At 39.5% G+C, this 17304-nt stretch carries 15 protein-coding genes; 6 read left to right on the plus strand and 9 right to left on the minus strand.

From position 1 onward, the window contains the following. Positions 1–280: 280 nt before the first annotated feature. A complete protein-coding gene (ppsA, locus tag B9A52_RS22545; protein ID WP_084122852.1) occupies positions 281–2650 on the minus strand; it encodes a phosphoenolpyruvate synthase in 2370 nt (789 codons plus the stop codon). A gap of 148 nt (positions 2651–2798) precedes the next feature. On the opposite strand from ppsA, the gene rluF reads away from it, so the two are divergent. Both rluF and B9A52_RS22555 read left to right on the plus strand, forming a co-directional pair. Further along, a complete protein-coding gene (gene rluF, locus B9A52_RS22550) occupies positions 2799–3533 on the plus strand; it encodes a 23S rRNA pseudouridine(2604) synthase RluF (protein WP_084122853.1) in 735 nt (244 codons plus the stop codon). 543 nt (positions 3534–4076) lie between these two features. After that, the gene (locus B9A52_RS22555) at positions 4077–5354 is read left to right on the plus strand and encodes an aminotransferase class V-fold PLP-dependent enzyme (RefSeq protein WP_084122854.1); all 1278 of its coding nucleotides are present in this window, start codon (positions 4077–4079) and stop codon (positions 5352–5354) included. A gap of 27 nt (positions 5355–5381) precedes the next feature. Here the strand turns inward: B9A52_RS22555 and B9A52_RS22560 are convergent, their stop codons facing one another. The 5 genes from B9A52_RS22560 to B9A52_RS22580 form a co-directional block, all read right to left on the minus strand. Beyond that, positions 5382–6206 carry an SDR family NAD(P)-dependent oxidoreductase gene (locus B9A52_RS22560; RefSeq protein ID WP_084122855.1) on the minus strand — a complete coding sequence of 275 codons (825 nt, stop codon included), beginning with the start codon at positions 6204–6206 and terminating at the stop codon, positions 5382–5384. Continuing rightward, positions 6190–6984, minus strand: a complete 795-nt coding sequence (locus B9A52_RS22565) for a hypothetical protein (protein ID WP_084122856.1) — start codon at positions 6982–6984, stop codon at positions 6190–6192. Before B9A52_RS22565 ends, B9A52_RS22560 begins: the two co-directional genes overlap by 17 nt. After that, a complete protein-coding gene (locus B9A52_RS22570) occupies positions 6981–7409 on the minus strand; it encodes a DUF2141 domain-containing protein (protein ID WP_084122857.1) in 429 nt (142 codons plus the stop codon). The genes B9A52_RS22565 and B9A52_RS22570 overlap by 4 nt, the downstream gene beginning before the upstream one ends. Positions 7410–7537: 128 nt before the next feature. Then, a complete protein-coding gene (locus tag B9A52_RS22575) occupies positions 7538–8122 on the minus strand; it encodes an SRPBCC domain-containing protein (RefSeq protein WP_084122858.1) in 585 nt (194 codons plus the stop codon). A 74-nt stretch (positions 8123–8196) separates the two neighbouring features. Beyond that, positions 8197–8766, minus strand: coding sequence for a Crp/Fnr family transcriptional regulator (locus B9A52_RS22580; protein WP_084122859.1), 570 nt, complete (start codon positions 8764–8766; stop codon positions 8197–8199). Positions 8767–9050: 284 nt separating this feature from the next. On the opposite strand from B9A52_RS22580, the gene B9A52_RS22585 reads away from it, so the two are divergent. Both B9A52_RS22585 and B9A52_RS22590 read left to right on the plus strand, forming a co-directional pair. Then, positions 9051–9401: a hypothetical protein gene (locus tag B9A52_RS22585; RefSeq protein WP_084122860.1), complete on the plus strand. Its 351-nt coding sequence runs from the start codon at positions 9051–9053 to the stop codon at positions 9399–9401. Between the two features lie 8 nt (positions 9402–9409). Next, on the plus strand, positions 9410–11191 hold the full coding sequence (locus B9A52_RS22590) for an adenylate/guanylate cyclase domain-containing protein (protein ID WP_084122861.1): 1782 nt from the start codon (positions 9410–9412) through the stop codon (positions 11189–11191). Positions 11192–11615: 424 nt separating this feature from the next. On the opposite strand, the gene B9A52_RS22595 is transcribed toward B9A52_RS22590, so the two are convergent. The 3 genes from B9A52_RS22595 to B9A52_RS22605 all read right to left on the minus strand — a co-directional run bounded on the left by B9A52_RS22595 (position 11616) and on the right by B9A52_RS22605 (position 15419). Further along, entirely contained in the window at positions 11616–12836 is a 1221-nt protein-coding gene (locus tag B9A52_RS22595; RefSeq protein WP_084122862.1) for a hypothetical protein, read from the minus strand. 150 nt (positions 12837–12986) lie between these two features. Continuing rightward, positions 12987–13616, minus strand: a complete 630-nt coding sequence (locus B9A52_RS22600) for a response regulator (RefSeq protein ID WP_084122863.1) — start codon at positions 13614–13616, stop codon at positions 12987–12989. A 60-nt stretch (positions 13617–13676) separates the two neighbouring features. Next, positions 13677–15419 carry a tetratricopeptide repeat-containing sensor histidine kinase gene (locus B9A52_RS22605; RefSeq protein ID WP_172805269.1) on the minus strand — a complete coding sequence of 581 codons (1743 nt, stop codon included), beginning with the start codon at positions 15417–15419 and terminating at the stop codon, positions 13677–13679. A gap of 230 nt (positions 15420–15649) precedes the next feature. On the opposite strand from B9A52_RS22605, the gene B9A52_RS22610 reads away from it, so the two are divergent. Next, on the plus strand, positions 15650–16624 hold the full coding sequence (locus B9A52_RS22610; protein WP_084122865.1) for a gliding motility protein GldB-related protein: 975 nt from the start codon (positions 15650–15652) through the stop codon (positions 16622–16624). A 108-nt stretch (positions 16625–16732) separates the two neighbouring features. Continuing rightward, on the plus strand, positions 16733–17194 hold the full coding sequence (locus B9A52_RS22615) for a YdeI/OmpD-associated family protein (RefSeq protein WP_084123650.1): 462 nt from the start codon (positions 16733–16735) through the stop codon (positions 17192–17194). Positions 17195–17304 lie beyond the last annotated feature (110 nt).

Raw genomic sequence — 17304 nt, forward strand, 5'->3', positions numbered from 1 at the left:
AATTAGTTGAAATATTACTATAAAATTAAGCGGAAATAATCGAGATGTTAAGACTGATTTAATTTATTGTTAATGAGCGGTTTATAGGGATATCCATATCTAAATTGATACTTTTCTCCCCGTAATTCCCAGAATTGGAGGGACTGTTTCTTTGTAGGTGTTTTTGTCTCCACTAAAAATATTTATCCCTAATTTTGAAGGATAATCCATGAATACATTTGTCTAAACCTTTAGGAAAGCAACAGGCTTTTTCTATCGTCCACCTAAAGCAGGACGCAATTCATTGTTTATTTTCTGCCAAACTGATATTCTCAATCCCCTTGAGCAGGGCATCGGGATTGAAGGAAATGCTGTCAATGCCTTGCTCAACCAAAAATTGAGCAAATGCAGGATAGTCACTGGGTGCCTGTCCACATAAACCGATTTTTTTTCCCGCCTTTTTGGCTTCTTTGATTACTGAAGCCAACATGTATTTTACCGCTCCGTTGTTTTCATCAAAAAGATCCGCTACAATGGCCGAATCTCTGTCTATTCCCAATGTCAGTTGGGTCAGGTCATTGGAACCAATGGAAAAACCGTCAAAAATTTCGGCAAATTCCTTTGCTAAAATCACATTACTTGGAATTTCGGCCATGACATAGACTTCCAATCCATTTTTCCCTCTTTCCAATCCATACTCCTTCATGGTTTCCAAGACCTTTTTCCCTTCAGCTACCGTCCTGCAAAATGGAATCATCAGTTTTACATTTGTAAAACCCAACTCATCCCTGACCACCCGCATGGCTTCGCATTCCAATCCAAATCCTTCCTTATACCGCTCATTATAATACCTGGATGCTCCCCTGAAACCCAGCATGGGATTTTCTTCTTCCGGTTCAAATGGTGCGCCTCCTATCAATTGCGCATATTCATTGGTCTTGAAATCACTCATCCGAATGATCACATCCTTGGGATAAAAAGCAGCCGCTACCATGGAAAGATGTTCGGAGAGCTTTTCTACGAAATATTTCTTTTTGTCGGGATAATGCTGGGTGATGGCAGCAATGGATCTTTTATCGTTACTGTCAGCCATGGAACTGTAATTCACCAAAGCCATAGGATGGATCCGGATGGCATTGCTGATGATAAATTCCATTCTCAATAACCCCACCCCTTCGTTTGGGTAAAAAGAAAACCGAAATGCTTTGAAAGGATCGGCTAAAATAAACATGGGCTTGGTTTTGGTGGGTTCAAAAGCTTCAAAGTTGATTTCCTTTTCGGACCATTCCAATTTGCCATCATAAATCAAACCTTCATCACCTTCTATACAGGATACCGTAATGACCTGTCCATCCTGTAGCTTATCTGTGGCATCACCGGTTCCCACTACCGCATGGATCCCCAATTCCCTCGCTACAATAGATGCATGACTTGTCCTTCCGCCTTTATTCGTCACAATACTGATCGCCCTCCGCAACATGGAATTCCAATCGGGATTGGTGATATCCGCCACAATAATATCCCCGTCTTTTACTTTGGATGAATCGGCTATGGACTTGACAATGCAGACCCTTCCGGAGGCAATGGAGGTACCAACCGCTTTTCCTTTTACAATAGGCTTTTCTTTTGATAATAAGGTATACTCTTTGACTGTAATCCCGGATTTCTGGCCATGAACAGTCTCGGGTCGGGCCTGAACAATAAAAAGTTCTCCGGTCAATCCATCTTTTGCCCATTCAATATCCATGGGAAGACCGTAGTGCTTCTCAATTTTAAAACTCCATGAAGCAAGCTTTTCTATGTCCTCGGGTTCGAGTGAGAAAGAATTACGTTCAGCCTGACTTGTTTTGATATTGGCCACAGGTCTTTCCCCACCTTTTGCATAGATCATTTTATTTTCTTTCTCACCCATTTTTTTGAAAATCACACTTTTCAAGCCTTTTTCAATAGAAGGTTTGAAGGCATAAAATTCATCAGGATTAACAGCACCCTGAACCACATTTTCCCCCAAACCCCAAGCGGAAGTAATGTAGATGGCATTTTCAAACCCTGTTTCGGGATCAATGGTAAAAATTACTCCGGCACTTCCTATATCAGCTCTTACCATTTTCTGAACCCCGACCGAAAGTGCCACCTGCATGTGCTCAAAACCGTTGTCAATCCGGTATTTTATAGCCCTGTCATTAAACAGGGAAATATAGCAACGGTGTATGGCCTGAAGCAGGTTTTGTTCTCCCTCAATATTCAAAAAGCTATCATGCTGCCCTGCAAAACTTGCTGTAGGCAGGTCTTCCGCTGTGGCGGAGCTCCTTACGGCAACGGAAATATGCTGTCCATCGGACAGATTCCGGAAGGCTTCTAAAAAATCTTCTTTCATTTCCTTTGAAAAAACACCGGAAGCAACCAAAGAGCGGCATGAGTCACCCACTTCTGCAAGATTGCTTAATTTTTCAGTATCCAAAGTATGGAGTTTATCATTCAGCTTATCTACGAGTTGATTCTCATTTAGAAAAGTCCGGAAAGCTTTAGATGAAGTCGCGAATCCATCAGGAATAATGACCCCTAAGGGACCAAGTTCTTGGATCATTTCTCCCAAAGAAGCATTCTTCCCTCCCACCGTGGCAACATCTGAATTCCTGATCTTTTTGAAAGGTATGGTATATGGTGACATGACTTTTTATTTTGGGCTTTGTTTATGATTGTGGAATTTATAAACTACACTTCAAAAATTATATGATGAAAATCAGCAGATTAGCTGACTTTTAAATTTTTTGCCAAATCAGCATTATCTTTCGGGCAAAATACAGACGATTATCAAAATGAGTGAATCACAGGGAACCCGAATCAACAAGTACCTCAGCGAAGTGGGTTTCTGCTCCAGAAGAGCAGCCGATAAGTTGATCGAAGCAGGACGGGTTACCATTAATGGGGAAATCCCCGAAATGGGTACAAAGACATTTCCCGGTGATGAAATCAGGGTGAACGGCAAATTGATTTCCGAACCTGAAGCAGCACATGTTTATATAGCTTTCAACAAACCTATAGGCATTGTCTGTACCACCGATACCAAAGCTGAAAAAGACAATATCATCGATTATATCAACCACCCTAAACGTATTTTTCCGATTGGCCGCTTGGACAAACCCAGTGAGGGCCTGATTTTATTGACCAGCGACGGGGATATAGTCAATAAAATCCTTCGGGCCAAAAACAACCATGAAAAGGAATATGAGGTAATGGTGAACAAACCCATTACCAAAGATTTTATCAAAAAGATGTCCAATGGAGTTCCTATTCTGGATACGGTCACCCGTAAATGTGAGGTAAAACAAATAGGAAACTTTAAATTCAATATCATCCTCACTCAAGGCCTGAACCGACAGATAAGAAGGATGTGCGAATACTTGGGATATGAAGTCACCAAATTAAAGCGTATCCGAATCATGAACATCCCACTGGATCTACCTATAGGGAAATGGCGTGACCTGACAAAAAAAGAAATGGAGGAAATCAACCGCTTAGTGGCAGACTCCTCCAAGACATTTGAGGATTGATGGAATGGAAAAAACAGGACTTTTTAAAATCTAATTATGTCGGGAGTTAACAACAACAAAATTCCGGAGCGTCACTCTGAACGAAGAGAAAGCCTGTCCCGTCCCGATAGCTATCGGGATTCGGGGTATCTCCTAAACCTAAGGGGATTCTTCACTTCACTGTAATGTTTTCAGATTACTATAAGGATTTCAGAAAGCTCGTTCAGAATGACGCAGAACCCGATGTCATTACCCTTTCTGTAAATGCCAATTTTCTCCACTACCAATGACAGATTGGAGATTATTCAATTTAGCAAAAGAACTAAAAAAGGCTTTTCCTTGTCACTTCGACGTTAGGAGAAGTCTATCTTGCCCGATTAAGATTTTCTAACACCTGTCATTCCCCTTTCTGTAAATGCCAATTTTCTTCACTTGGAATTCCATTAATTGATCCCCGGTTTTCAGGTTACAAATGGTGAAAAAATTGGAGATCCATTCAATGTGACCCTCTATACTTTTCTTTCTATGCTTTTTTTCACATCTTGATATTTAAAATAACACATCATGAACAAGAGAACTTTCCTTAAGAATCTTGCAGTTACAGGTTTGGCTTCATCTACCTCCCTCAAAGCACTGTCGGAAACCATAGAGGCTTATGAACATATCCATCCTAAGGACCTTGCAATTGATGAAGATTTTTGGTTGAAGATCAGAGCGGGGTATAAACTCAAACCTGATTATATCAACTTGGAAAATGGGTATTATTGCTTTATCCCGACCGAAACACTGGAAAACTATATCAGCCACATCCGTGAAATCAACTATCAGGCTTCCTGGTATTTCAGGACTGTGCAATGGGAAAACAAAGACAAAGTAGCGGCAAGATTGGCTGCAACCTTTGGAGGAAGTCCCGATGAAGTGGCCATCACCCGAAATGCAACCGAATCACTGGATATCATCATTTCCGGTTTTCCCTGGAAAAAAGGAGACGAAGCCATTTTTGCACATCAGGATTATGGCAGTATCAAAAACATGTTTGAATTGACTTCAAGGCGACATGGTACGGTCAATAAAATTGTAGACATTCCACTTCATCCTAAAACCGATGAGGAAATAGTCAAAATTTATGAAGATGCCATTACTCCAAATACCAAACTGATTATGGTCAGTCACATGATCAACATCACGGGTCAGATTCTACCTGTCAAAAAAATTTGTGACATGGCCCATGGCTATGGGGTGGATGTGATGTTGGATGGCGCGCATTGTATTGCACATTTTGATTTCAGGATTGATGAATTGAACTGTGATTACTATGCCTGCAGTCTGCATAAGTGGCTGAGTGTGCCTTTGGGTGCAGGTTTGCTATATGTCAAAAAAGACAAAATCAATAAAATCTGGCCCCTTTTGGCTCCCTATGAATTGGATCATGCCAATATCAAAAATCTCAACCACATAGGCACCCATCCTGTGGCAACAGATTTGGCAGTCAACGATGCTTTGGACTATTTTGAAAAAATAGGTGCTGAAAGAAAAGAGGAAAGGTTGCGCTATCTTCAGCGTTATTGGACAGATAAAGTAAGGGACCTACCAGGAATCCATGTGAATACGCCGGCTGACCCCTCCCGTTCATGCGGTATTGCCAATGTGGGGATCTCCGGCATGGATCCTTCGGAAATGGCCAAACTCCTTTTGGACAAGTACAAAATCTACACGGTAGGCATCAACTATGCCGGGGTGGTAGGATGTCGAATCACTCCAAATGTCTATACCACTCCAAGGGAGTTGGATATATTTGTCAGTTCTTTGAAAGAAATGGCCAAAAGTGCAGGGGCCTCTTAAACTACATTTCTGTTTTCATAATCGGGTTCAACTATTGACACCCTCTCGCTGATGGGCAGTCATACCTCCCATCACCTGCTGCATGATTTTTACTTTCCCCCATCTTGGAACAGTTCGGAGGGAATACACCAAAAACTTGGTCAATAAACCAGGAAGCACGGTGGTTTTCCTGCCCAATGCCTTCAATATCGGAACACCTACCTGTTCCGGGGTCAGGGACATAGACATTTTCATATTTGCCCTTTGGCTAAATCCGCTTTCTACCGGTCCCGGTGCCGCTGAAAGAATATCAACACCATAAGGCTTGACTTCTATAGCCAAAGCTTCGGCCAAAGTCTGCACATATGCTTTTGTAGCCGCATAGTGGGCAGAAAAAGGAACACCTTGGAAAGCAACCATAGAGCTCATCAGGATAATGCCGCCTCTTTTTTGTTCTTTAAATTTCCTGCTGAAGTGGTGGGTAATTGCCAAAAGGGCTTCAGAATTGACTCTAAGCATATTGATTTCCCTAGGCAAAGAACTCTCCACAAAAGGTCCTGAGGTGCCGTATCCTGCAGACATTACCAATAAACCCACCTTTAAATCTTTGGTAAAATTCAAAATTGGTTCAAGTCCATTTTCTTCTGACAAATCCGAAGCAATAACCTTGATCTGAATATCATATTTTGATTTCAGTTCCTGGTAAACTTCCTGTAAATTCACTAAGCTTCGGGAGTTGATGACCAAGCTAAAACCTGCTCCGGCCAACTGTCTGCAAATCTCCAGACCTATCCCGGAAGAAGCTCCGGTTACCACAGCCCATTCTCCATATTTGGAAATCAGTCTTTTTTGTTCTTTAATTGATAGTTTCATGTTGTGTTTGATTTTTGATTTTATAAAAGGGTTTTCCCTGTAGGGCCTGTATAAGGGTAAAAACTGCCAAGAGCCCATAGATCAGAGAAAGCATTATTGTAACTTTTGTATCCTTAAAAAGATGGTAAGAAAGAACGGGAAGCACTTGCAGTGCATGCATTCCAATAAAATGTGCTATTCGGGGATCTCCATATTTAGTGCTCCAGTTTAAGATTGGGAGACCTTCTCCACCATCTTCTCCGCCTACTGTATGGGACATCATGTTACCCATGACAAACCCTTCAAAGGCAAACACCACAAAAAATAGGATACCAAAACGAATCCCCCAGACATAGTACCCGGGTAAATCAGGGAATGTCTGACTGAAGAACAAAATACCGACATATGCAGTATAGAGGGTGACTGCACTCGCTGCAAAAGCCATCATGGAATATAGGCCTGCATACATGGGCGTACTGTCATTGAAATGGGAAAGCTGCCCTCTTCCTGCCTGAATCGCGATATAAACAATCTCAAAACCCAGTAATATGATAACCGCCCAATTGAAATAACCGATTTGGAAATTGTGGAGATAATGGCAATACCAAGCCATGGCCCAGGAGTAAAGGAAAGTGGAAAAAGCAAATTTAAAGGGCTTTAACCAAGCACTTACTCCATTGACCTGGGTATCATTAAAGCTGGCCAACAACAAAAACAGCCCTGAAAAAACCAAGCAGACAAGCCCAAAGTAGAACAGGGTTTCATTTCTATATTTGAGGGTTTCAATAAAGGTTCTCATCGTAATATGATGGGTATAGTTAAAGTTTCACCGGCCTTGATTATCACCTTTGCATCCTCAAAAGAAGGAGGGCCAAAATTGATCTTGGCATCATTGGAAAAGCCAATGGGCTCCTTTGGCAAGCCGATCAGGTTGGTTTTCAAATCATTATTTTGATCGATATCTTGGTATACTGCGACACCATATTCATTCGGGGGAATACCCATAAAGATTATCCTCATAGAATTGCCTTCCACGGATTTGATCTCCACCCGATATGCCTTTCCGATTTTTGGAAAATTCTCACGGTCAAAGATCCCGGCAGAAAGTTTCCCTCCTTTGGCCGCTTGCACACCTTGTATTTCCAAAATAAGGGTACCGTTGTTTTGGGCGAAAGTTTGTATGCTGATCAGTAGCAAAATAGAAATAAGGATATTTTTCATCATAAGTTTTGAGGTTTTGAAAGAAATTTGGGAGGTGCCATGACTTGGAAAATCATCGGAAAGACAATCAATCCAATGGGATCAGGAAAAGATGGGTGGTTCAAGCAAACTATTCTACTTTGAATGATTCCTTAACGGTCACTGCTGAGAAGTTGCCCTTTTCCTTCAGCCCTGATTTTCAGTTCTGAAAGCCAGATATCATGAAGCTCTTTTAATTTCTTTCCCTGAAAGGTTTTTTCAAAAAAAGTAAGCCATCCATTTTGGGTTTCTTCTGTGATGACTTTACAGCCTTTTTCAGTAGGAATGATCAACCATACATGATATCCTTGAATACTCTTTTTCACTGATTCCCAAGCCAGATAGCGGTAAGGTTCAAATTCTTTGATGGTGGTGTTGGGGAATTTCATTCCCATAGTCTCCCAATTAAATTGAGAATCTGCTTTTAATTCGGTGTGTTCCGGGTCGACAAAGGAAAGATTTTTAGCGCCTTCGTACCAAGATTCCCATTTATAAGCATCTATTAGAATATGCCAAACAACTTCAGGGCTTGCGTTTATTTCTATTTCATTTTGGACAAAAAATTTCGCAACGCTTGGGTCAAATTCCTCAGGCCATATAATGTTAGAAGATTGGTCTATTGAAATATTTTCCTGAGCTTTTGAAAGATGATTGATGGTCAACAGCATCAATACAGACATTTGAATGATTTTTTTCATAGTACTATTATTTTTAATAGTACAAATCTAGGTCAATGACTTCGCGGCAAACGATAACAAATGTTTAGACTTTCTTACCTGTCACTTTTTTTTAATCTGCTTAAGTGAACGGGGGAAATTCCCAAATAGGACGCAATCATGTGCTGTGGAACCCGGTTGTGGATATTGGGAAATACCTGAGTGATGCTGTCATAACGTTCTTTTGGAGTCCGGGCGTAGATATTTCTGACTCGGTTATCTTGATAAATAAAATAAAATTCTGCTATCAACCTACCTAACTTTTGCCCATCCTTTAGATTGGTATATCCCCATTCTATAGCTTCCCTTGGTAAAACCACAGTAGTTGTTTCTTCCAAGGCCTGAATACTATAAAGAGAAGGCTCTTGCAACAAAAAACTCGTATAATCCGCAATGAATTGATTTTCCAATGCAAAATGTACGGTATGTTCTGTACCTGCTTTATCCGTGATAATCACCCTGACAATCCCATGTTCTATAAAAAATATTTCATGAGGTACTGTCCCGGGACTGCTCAGCAACTCATTTCTTTTGAATTTCCTTTCTTGGGTTTTCCCAGAAAATTCCAACCATTCCGGATGGGAAATATTGATCATTTGCTGAATAACAGTATAGATGGATTTCATGAATGATGCCTGAAATGAAATGGATTATGACGCGAATTATCAAAAATTTGAAGGATTTAATTATTTCAAACAAATCTGTTCTTCAAATGTTTCTGATAAAATTATCATTAATGTCAAGAATAACCATCTTGGAGTTCAATAAAGACTAAGTTAAACTGGAAAGTGAAAAGGTTTGATATCCAGATAATTTCTAACAAGGGTCTTTAAATACTTCCTTATCCATTATTTTTAATTAAATTGCTTCACTGCATTTTTCTAAAGCAAAACCAAACATAATTTTAATTATGGCAAATCATAAAATTGTAATTGAAGGAATCGATCCAAATGACCCTACCAAACTGATATTATCAGTTAAAAAAAAATTTACCAACAAACTCAAAGTAAAGCCCGGAGACAAGGTATTATGGAAAATCGGTAAATATTCAGATGTAGCGTCAATTTCCATAGAAGAGAACCCATCTTCCACCAACGTTTTTAGCAAAGGTCCTAAAGAAATAAAAAAATCAAAGAATTGGAACGGAACAGTGGACCCCAAAATTACAGTTCCATGTGAGGAAATATATTCCATTAAATTTAAACCTTCGGGCAGTAAGGAAATTTACCGCCACGATCCTAAAATTAGAGTAAACAACTAAAATTCACTATGATCAGAAAATTGAAAGCCTTTCTATTTGGGACAGGCTTTTTTTGTTTTTTAATCGGAAATTCTTTCGGGCAGGATCAGAAAGTAGCAGATAGTCTTGTCTATATTTTTGATCAGGATATTCTCAGGGATACCATGCAATTGGAACTGCTCAGAAACCTGTCATTCCACGAAGGGAGGGATCTTCAAAAAGGGTTACAATACGCTGAAGAACTCATCAAACTCTCTCAGGAACAGAACAATAACATTTATTTATATCGGGGATATTTACAAAAAGGAAATAAAAAAAGGTTATTGGGCTCCCTTGAAGAAGCTTTGGATGCATTTTTTAAATGTTTGGAAACTGCCAGACAAATCGGTTATTCTCAAGGAGAAGGAACTGCTTTAAGTGCTATTGCAGACATCTATTCCATCACGGATAATCATGCCAATGCCATGCTGTATTACCGCCAAGCTATTGACATTCTCAGAACCACTGAAGATTCCATTTCCCTTGCATCTGCATTGATGAATGCAGGGGATGAATTTCTAAAAAGACAAGAATTTGATTCTGCCCTTGTGTATTTTGAAGAATCCGGATTGATTTTTGAAAAAGCAGACTACCTGATCGGCAAAGCCTATAATCTCGGAAACATCGGAATGGTATATGCTAATATTGGAAACAATAATCTTGCAGAAGCCAATATCAATGAGGCCACTCGGATTTTGGAAGAACTGGAAGATTTCTATGCCATCAGTATCTACCTGATTTATATGGCCGATATCTATATGGAAAAGGGCGATAAATCCACCGCATTGAGTTACGCAAAGCGGAGCCTGGATCTGGGAAAAGTTTATGGATTAAAAGAACAAATCCGGGACGCCAATCTCAAGCTTTCTGAACTTTATGAACAAACCGGAAATATAGAGGAATCCTTCAATTATTATAGAGATCACATCATTTATAGGGATAGTCTGAGCAATGTAGAGACCGTCCAAAATTTGGCCGATTTGCGAACAGATTTTGAGGTATCCCAAAAACAGATAGAAGTGGACCTGCTCAATCAGGAAAAGCGAAACCAAAGGACAATCATGGTTTATTTGATCATCATTGTGATTTTGGGAGCCATTATCTTGGCAACATTATTCTGGTATTATAAAAAAATACAGAAAGAAAAGAAGAAATCGGAAACACTTCTTCTCAATATTCTCCCTTCTGAGACAGCAGCAGAATTGAAATTAAACGGAAAAGTAGATGCAGTCAAATCCAACTCTGTAACGGTGATGTTTACCGATTTTGTGGATTTTTCCAAAAAGTCTGAACTGATTGAGCCAGAAAAACTGGTGAAGGGAATTGATTTCTATTTCAAAGCCTTCGATGAAATTATTTCCAAATACGGTTTGGAAAAGATAAAAACCATTGGCGATTCTTACATGTGCGCCAGCGGCCTTCCCACACCCAATAAAGACCATGCACTCAATATGGTCAAGGCGGCAAAGGAGATGGTTGAATTTGTGGAAAGGGTAAAAAATTTAAATAATGAATTGCCTCACTTTGAAATGAGGATTGGAATACATTCCGGACCTGTGGTAGCAGGAATTGTCGGAATCAAAAAATGGCAGTTCGACATTTGGGGGAATACCGTCAACATTGCCTCCAGAATGGAATCCGCTTCACTGCCAGGAAAAATCAATCTATCCGAAACCACCTATCAGGAAATCAAATCGCACTATACCTGCGAATACCGCGGAGAAATCCAGGTCAAAAACGGTGGTTCGTTTAAGATGTATTTTTTGTCTTAAATCCACTTTTCAAATGCTTCAATTAGGTTTTGGGAAATTCTTCTTTCTTTCCGAAAGGTCATTCAGAATCTCCAACATTTTGTAAACGTTCAGAATTGGTAATGAAATCAGGTTACTCCTACCTACGGCAGACAAGCGTCATCCCGAATGGGCTGGCGTTAATGTTAAACAAAAAAAATGATGGAACCGCAAAAGTGACAAAAGAATACAAAAGATACTGAATATTGTCTTTTGTTCCCTTTTGTTCCTTTTGTGGTTCAGATCAAATTCCCTATGTGATTATCCGCTATGATGCCATTGGCCTAAATATCAATAATATCACCTTGGGCCAAAAGCCTTCGGGATCAGCATGAAGGGTGATCCGAATTATGTCATTGGTAGTGATAAAATTAAGCATTTACAGAATGGAGAATGACCAATGGCTTTAGTCATTAATCCTTACTGAACCGACCTGATTGCTGCCACGGCCACAAACATCAACCAATGAAAGTGTATAAAGACAACCAGGCTGCATTTGTGCCAAAGGAATCGTAATCGTCAACTTGGTACCACCTTCCGAAGGAACAGGTGATATAGTAGCCATGGTACAACTTGTATTAGCCTGCGGGATAAATCTTGCCTCCTGATACCAATTTAGGCCAGTTCCTGTCAAAACTATCTGAGGATTGCCTGCCGCACTATAGGAAAAAGACTGTTGATTAAAAGTAGTGAAAGACCTGTCAGGAAAAGAAGAAACTGGATAAGTCAGTTTTTCGGAGGATTTGGTCGTACCCTCAATTACTGCCACAAAATCCATCATATTGGCAAAGCGGCCAGTCAGAACAGGATCGGCCGTAGCACAATTCCCGTTAGCAAATTCTAAAGGTATAACAAATTTGTATTTACTGGCACAATTGGTGGGACCAGTTGATGCCACTTTTGTCAGTGGTAAGTAAACACCATTTACTAACAATTTCATTTTTTCATCAACCCCGGCATCGGAACCGTAAATGCCAACCCCTGGTATACTGATTTCATTTTCCAATTCTTTCCCAGGAATCATCCCTGCCCCTTTCCATCCCGAATTGGTATAACAAACATCTGCGATATAGGGGATTCCCAATAACTTGACCTTATCAGAAACAGCTGTTTTCCCATTTACAGTCACGCTGATATTTGGATTGATGGCCCCGCAAGCCCTGTTGTTAGAATTTTCAGAAGCAGTTTTATAGGGAACCTTAATGGTCAGGGATGTGGATGTGGCTCTTAATACGGTAGCTTTCCTCCAGCCAGTCGAATCATTTCTGTCATTTGGGTTGCCCGAAAAACAGGTCCCCAAAGCTACCGTTTCATTTTTGACCCACACAAAATTATCTTCGAGTTTGGTACTAAAACCCTTTCCTGTCAAGGTGAGCTCATCTCCCCAGAATGTGAATTCAGGAGATGTTTGTGTAATCTCCACACTGACCGTAGGATTAGGAACATTGGGATTTGTGGGATTGGTAGGATTATTGGTATTTGGATTTCCGGGGTTTTGTTCTTCTGCACATCCCACCAAGCCAATAAAGATAATTCCTGAAATCAATAATTTAAAAATTGCCTTTTCCCCGAATTTTAAAGTTGGGAAAAAGTCCCCAAATAGTGAATACGCACTGAAATTTTTCATTTTGTTGAAATTAAGTGACCATAAAATAACCTCAGCAAAGCCTCAATTCTTAAATCAATCTTTGAATCTTTTGCTTGACCTAAATTTCAACATTTCAAAATACCCTATCAATACCATAAAAGGGGGATATATAATGGCTGAATCAAAAAGTTAAACCAATTTTTCGTGCAGGGCTTTGCTGATAGCCTCTCCTTGGGAATGGACATGGAGTTTGTCGTAAATACGCTTGATATGGGTACGGACTGTCTCGAAACTTATACCAAGATCGGCAGCTATCAGTTTGAAACTATTCCCCTTTGAAAGAGATCTGAGTATTTCTTTTTCTCTTTCTGAAAGCATATATTGATTCGTTGGTTTTTGAACATGCAGCTGATTGATTACAAGTCTGGCGATAGAAGGACTCATCGGAGCCCCTCCTTCCAAAACCTCCTGAATAGCCAAAACCAATCTGTCAGATACATTTCTTTTTAACAAGTACCCATTCGCCCCAGCCATCAAAGCATCAAAAACATGGCTATTATCATCAAATACTGTCAACATGATAATTTGGGTGGTCAGGTCATACTCCCGGATCTGCCTGACTGCCTCCACACCATTGATGCCCGGCATATCAATATCCATCAAAACCACATCCGGCCTGCATTTAATGACAATTTCCTTGGCTTGCCGGGCTTCTCCGTAATTCCCAACAATCTGAAACTCCTCCCTGAGCATCAGAAGCTGACAAAGTCCCTCCCTCAGGTTGTTGTTATCTTCAAAAATCAAAATCTTTACAGGCATAATTTCATGGTTGGAAATACTACAATTTATGATGACAAAATGGTTTTGACAATACCGCAATCAGGTGACAGGAGCTTCCAGTTTTATCGAAGTACCACTATCAGGTTCTGTTTTCAATTCAAATTTCCCCCGAATTTGTTTGGCGCGGTTTTCCATATTTTGTAAACCATTGCTTTTGATCATTTCCCTTTGATAATCGAATCCTTTTCCATTGTCAGCAATTTCGATAAACAGGAGGTTGTTATTTACCTCCAGAGAAATAGAGACTTCTGTTGCCTTACTGTATTTCGCACAGTTATTAACTGCTTCTTTAAATATCAGGTAGACGTTTTTCCGGAAAACAGGATTTAAATTGAATTCTGAAAGGTTGCCTCCCTGATGGAATGCGTATTGTATTCCCAATGGCTCCAGAATTTCCGCAGCAAAATCCTTCATCCTGAAAATCAACTTTTCAAGACTGTCATTATTGGGGTTTATCGACCACACAATCTGGGACAAATTGTCCATGATGGAACGGGTGTTTTGCTGGATCTTTTGCAATTGCCCGGCCACGGTTTCTTTATCATCCATTTTCAGAAGTGCGATGCGGCTGTTTACATCAATACTTGAAAGTGTAGAACCTATCTCATCATGGAGATCACTGGAAATCTGATTTCTGAGTATTTGTTCATTGAGTTCCTGTTTTAGTCTGTACCGATTAAATATCAGATAAGCGATGCCCAAACTTGCCAAAAACAAAAAGATTGCAAAAATCTGAAATTGCACTCTTCTTCTTGCACGTGAGTTTTCCAGTTCCATGTTTGATTTAAGCAGTGCTATTTCCTGATCCCGTTTTTCGGACTCATATTTTTCTTTGAGTTCGGACATGTTGGAAAGTTGTTTTTGTTGGTCAAGGCTATCTTTCATCACTCCTGCCCTATTCAGGTAATCAAAAGCCTTTTGCCATTGTCCTGTTTCCTGATATAAATTGGCCAACTCTGAAGCGGCATCAAACTGATAATTCAAAAAACCCAAGCTGTCGCTGATACTGAAGGCCTGTGTCAAAAAAAATTCTGCTTCATTGAATTTTTTTAAGGCAATTTGTGCTTTCCCAATTACCAATCCCTCATAAGCCATGTCGGCTTTGTTTCCCAGTCTTTCGAAAAGTTTATAAGCCATTATATATTGCCTCAACGACTCTTCAAACATATCCTTCAGGTAGAAAGTATCTCCTAAATGTTCCCGAACCATTGCCAACTGGTATTCATTGTTTTCTATTTCATCGATTGTTTCCAGACATTTTTCCAAAACAGTGAGACTACTGTCCACCAAATTGATTTTCCTTAATAAGATGCTTAAGCTGATGGCAGTATTGACAGATCTTCTCAAATCTCCTTGCAATTCGAAACCCTTGATTGCCTCGTTAAAATATTCGATGGACTTCGCATGATCTCCTTGTTCTCTATACAAAATCCCCAATAGCCTCTTGGTATCTGTTTGCAAAGCCACGTCTTTCAGGGCAAAAGAAAGTGAGTCGGCTTCAAGGGCAAAAACCAATGCCTCACCAAAGCGGGACTGCTTGGTCAAAACTTCGGTCAAGTTGATATTTACCCTGGCCACATCATACGGCGAGTTTTCATTGGCAAAAACGCTCCGGGATTCCTGAAGAAAATAAAAAGAGGAATCGAGATTTCCTTTGTGCATATAAATCCAACCCAAAGCATTGTAGGAATTGGCAATCCCCCTTTTAAATGATGATTTCTGTGCTGCAGTAAGTGCTTCATTGGCCAATATATAAGCTGAATCCGAACTTACGGATGCCAAATCAAATGCTTTTGAAGCTTTGGATAATACCAATGAATCGGTATCCTGCGAAAATATAGGGAAGAATATCCCTAAAAATAAAAAAAAGAGAAGGCACACTTTAAACATACCGATGCTAAATGAATGTAAAAGATACAAAATTCCCTATTCGCAAAGGAAAGAAGCTCATTGAATGTATGAATTTTTAGAATCAAATCTATTAGTTTTATAGAAACTTAAATTTTAAAACATTGAAAAGTTTACTTCTCGCATATATACTCCTTCTTCTTTCTTCGTCTTTTTCAAAAGGACAAACACCCACTATTATCACCTCAGATATTGATAATTTTTGGGATGCCTATGACAGGTTACATAATGCCAAGTCCAAAGAGGATAGCATCAGAATTATTGAGGTGCTATACCTGGGAAGAGCAAGTGAAGGATTTAAAAAATTGATAAAATCAAGAGACCTAACCGCCGAAAAATATGTCAATACCATTTCCTATTACCCGGAATACTGGAAATCGGTCAGAAATAATACATTGAGTATAAAAAATTATGAGGCAGCAATCGCCGACCAAATGCTTCTTTTTGATCAGTCTCTCAAAAATTTCAAAACCCCTAAAATCTGCTTTGCCATTGGGGTACTTTCTACCGGAGGCACCGTCAAAAACAATTGGCTTCTGATCGGTACTGAAATGGTAGCTTCTGACAGTACTACTGTCCGGACAGGAATGAATGATTGGCTTCGAACTGTCTTACCCAATGAACCTCATATTCTTGCATTTACTGCACATGAGACCATACATACCCAACAGCGGAAAGGACCTGGTTTGGTTTGGGGTTACTTCAATCACCGTGTGTTGACTTTGGTGATCAATGAAGGGGCAGCAGATTTTGTAGCGGATAAAGTGACAGGTACATCCATCAACAGTAAATTGTATACTTATGGCTACACTCATGAAAAAGAAATCTGGGATGAGTTCCGCAAGGAAATGTATAAAAAAGACTACAGTAAATGGCTTTACAATGGAGCCAATTCAAAAGACAGACCTGCTGATCTGGGATATTTTATCGGCTATAGGATATGTGAAGCTTTTTATAATCAATCTGAGGATAAGGAGAAGGCATTGCAAATTATCCTAAAAACAAACAATTATAGAAGCTTTTTGAGGAAAAGCGGCTATGCGGAGCGTTTTGAAAATACTCAAACAAGCTCAGATTGATATAATGTTTGATTTTTGGATTTGATTCAATACTGGTATTGAACCCTATAGTTAAAAGTATTTAATTTTATAAATTTATAATTAAATTAAATGCAGTCTTTGTTTTCAATGAAAAAAGCCCCACTCACCGACAAAAACTATTTACTGGAAAAATTTCCCGGAAAAGGTGGCTGGACCTATGCGCTGATTCCGGAGGTTCCTTTGGAAAAACGGTTTCCCTTCGGTATGATGAAAGTAAGGGGTCATATCGACGACTATCAATTGGAAAATTACAAACTGATGCCATTTGGAAATGGACTTTTATTTTTGCCTGTAAATGCAAAAATCAGAAAAGCCATAAAAAAGGAAGCTGGGGATTTGGCACATATTCAACTCTTTGAAGATGAAATACCTCAGGGTGTTCCTGCGGAAATCATGGATTGTCTCAAAGATGCTCCGAAAGCGATGATGAGATTTTTTGAGATGCCTGATTGGGAACAAAAACTATACATCGAATCAATTTTGAATGCTAAAAAAAAGGATACCCAAGTAGAACGAATCGTCAGAATGATAGAAAAACTCGATTATTGAGTATGAAATTGAAAATATGAAAGCAAAATAATTACTTGATTTTAGATGATAAGAATTTAAAATTTATGGATTGAACCATTTAAAATCAGGATCAAAAAAACTCCCAATAA

The organism is Aquiflexum balticum DSM 16537, assembly GCF_900176595.1.
Lineage (GTDB): Bacteria > Bacteroidota > Bacteroidia > Cytophagales > Cyclobacteriaceae > Aquiflexum > Aquiflexum balticum.

What these genes read in the sequence shown, in the direction of transcription:
- ppsA (WP_084122852.1), bottom strand. Translation starts at nt 2,650, where the DNA reads ATGTCACCATATACCATACCTTTCAAAAAGATCAGGAATTCAGATGTT.
- rluF (WP_084122853.1), top strand. Translation starts at nt 2,799, where the DNA reads ATGAGTGAATCACAGGGAACCCGAATCAACAAGTACCTCAGCGAAGTG.
- B9A52_RS22555 (WP_084122854.1), top strand. Translation starts at nt 4,077, where the DNA reads ATGAACAAGAGAACTTTCCTTAAGAATCTTGCAGTTACAGGTTTGGCT.
- B9A52_RS22560 (WP_084122855.1), bottom strand. Translation starts at nt 6,206, where the DNA reads ATGAAACTATCAATTAAAGAACAAAAAAGACTGATTTCCAAATATGGA.
- B9A52_RS22565 (WP_084122856.1), bottom strand. Translation starts at nt 6,984, where the DNA reads ATGAGAACCTTTATTGAAACCCTCAAATATAGAAATGAAACCCTGTTC.
- B9A52_RS22570 (WP_084122857.1), bottom strand. Translation starts at nt 7,409, where the DNA reads ATGATGAAAAATATCCTTATTTCTATTTTGCTACTGATCAGCATACAA.
- B9A52_RS22575 (WP_084122858.1), bottom strand. Translation starts at nt 8,122, where the DNA reads ATGAAAAAAATCATTCAAATGTCTGTATTGATGCTGTTGACCATCAAT.
- B9A52_RS22580 (WP_084122859.1), bottom strand. Translation starts at nt 8,766, where the DNA reads ATGAAATCCATCTATACTGTTATTCAGCAAATGATCAATATTTCCCAT.
- B9A52_RS22585 (WP_084122860.1), top strand. Translation starts at nt 9,051, where the DNA reads ATGGCAAATCATAAAATTGTAATTGAAGGAATCGATCCAAATGACCCT.
- B9A52_RS22590 (WP_084122861.1), top strand. Translation starts at nt 9,410, where the DNA reads ATGATCAGAAAATTGAAAGCCTTTCTATTTGGGACAGGCTTTTTTTGT.
- B9A52_RS22595 (WP_084122862.1), bottom strand. Translation starts at nt 12,836, where the DNA reads ATGAAAAATTTCAGTGCGTATTCACTATTTGGGGACTTTTTCCCAACT.
- B9A52_RS22600 (WP_084122863.1), bottom strand. Translation starts at nt 13,616, where the DNA reads ATGCCTGTAAAGATTTTGATTTTTGAAGATAACAACAACCTGAGGGAG.
- B9A52_RS22615 (WP_084123650.1), top strand. Translation starts at nt 16,733, where the DNA reads ATGAAAAAAGCCCCACTCACCGACAAAAACTATTTACTGGAAAAATTT.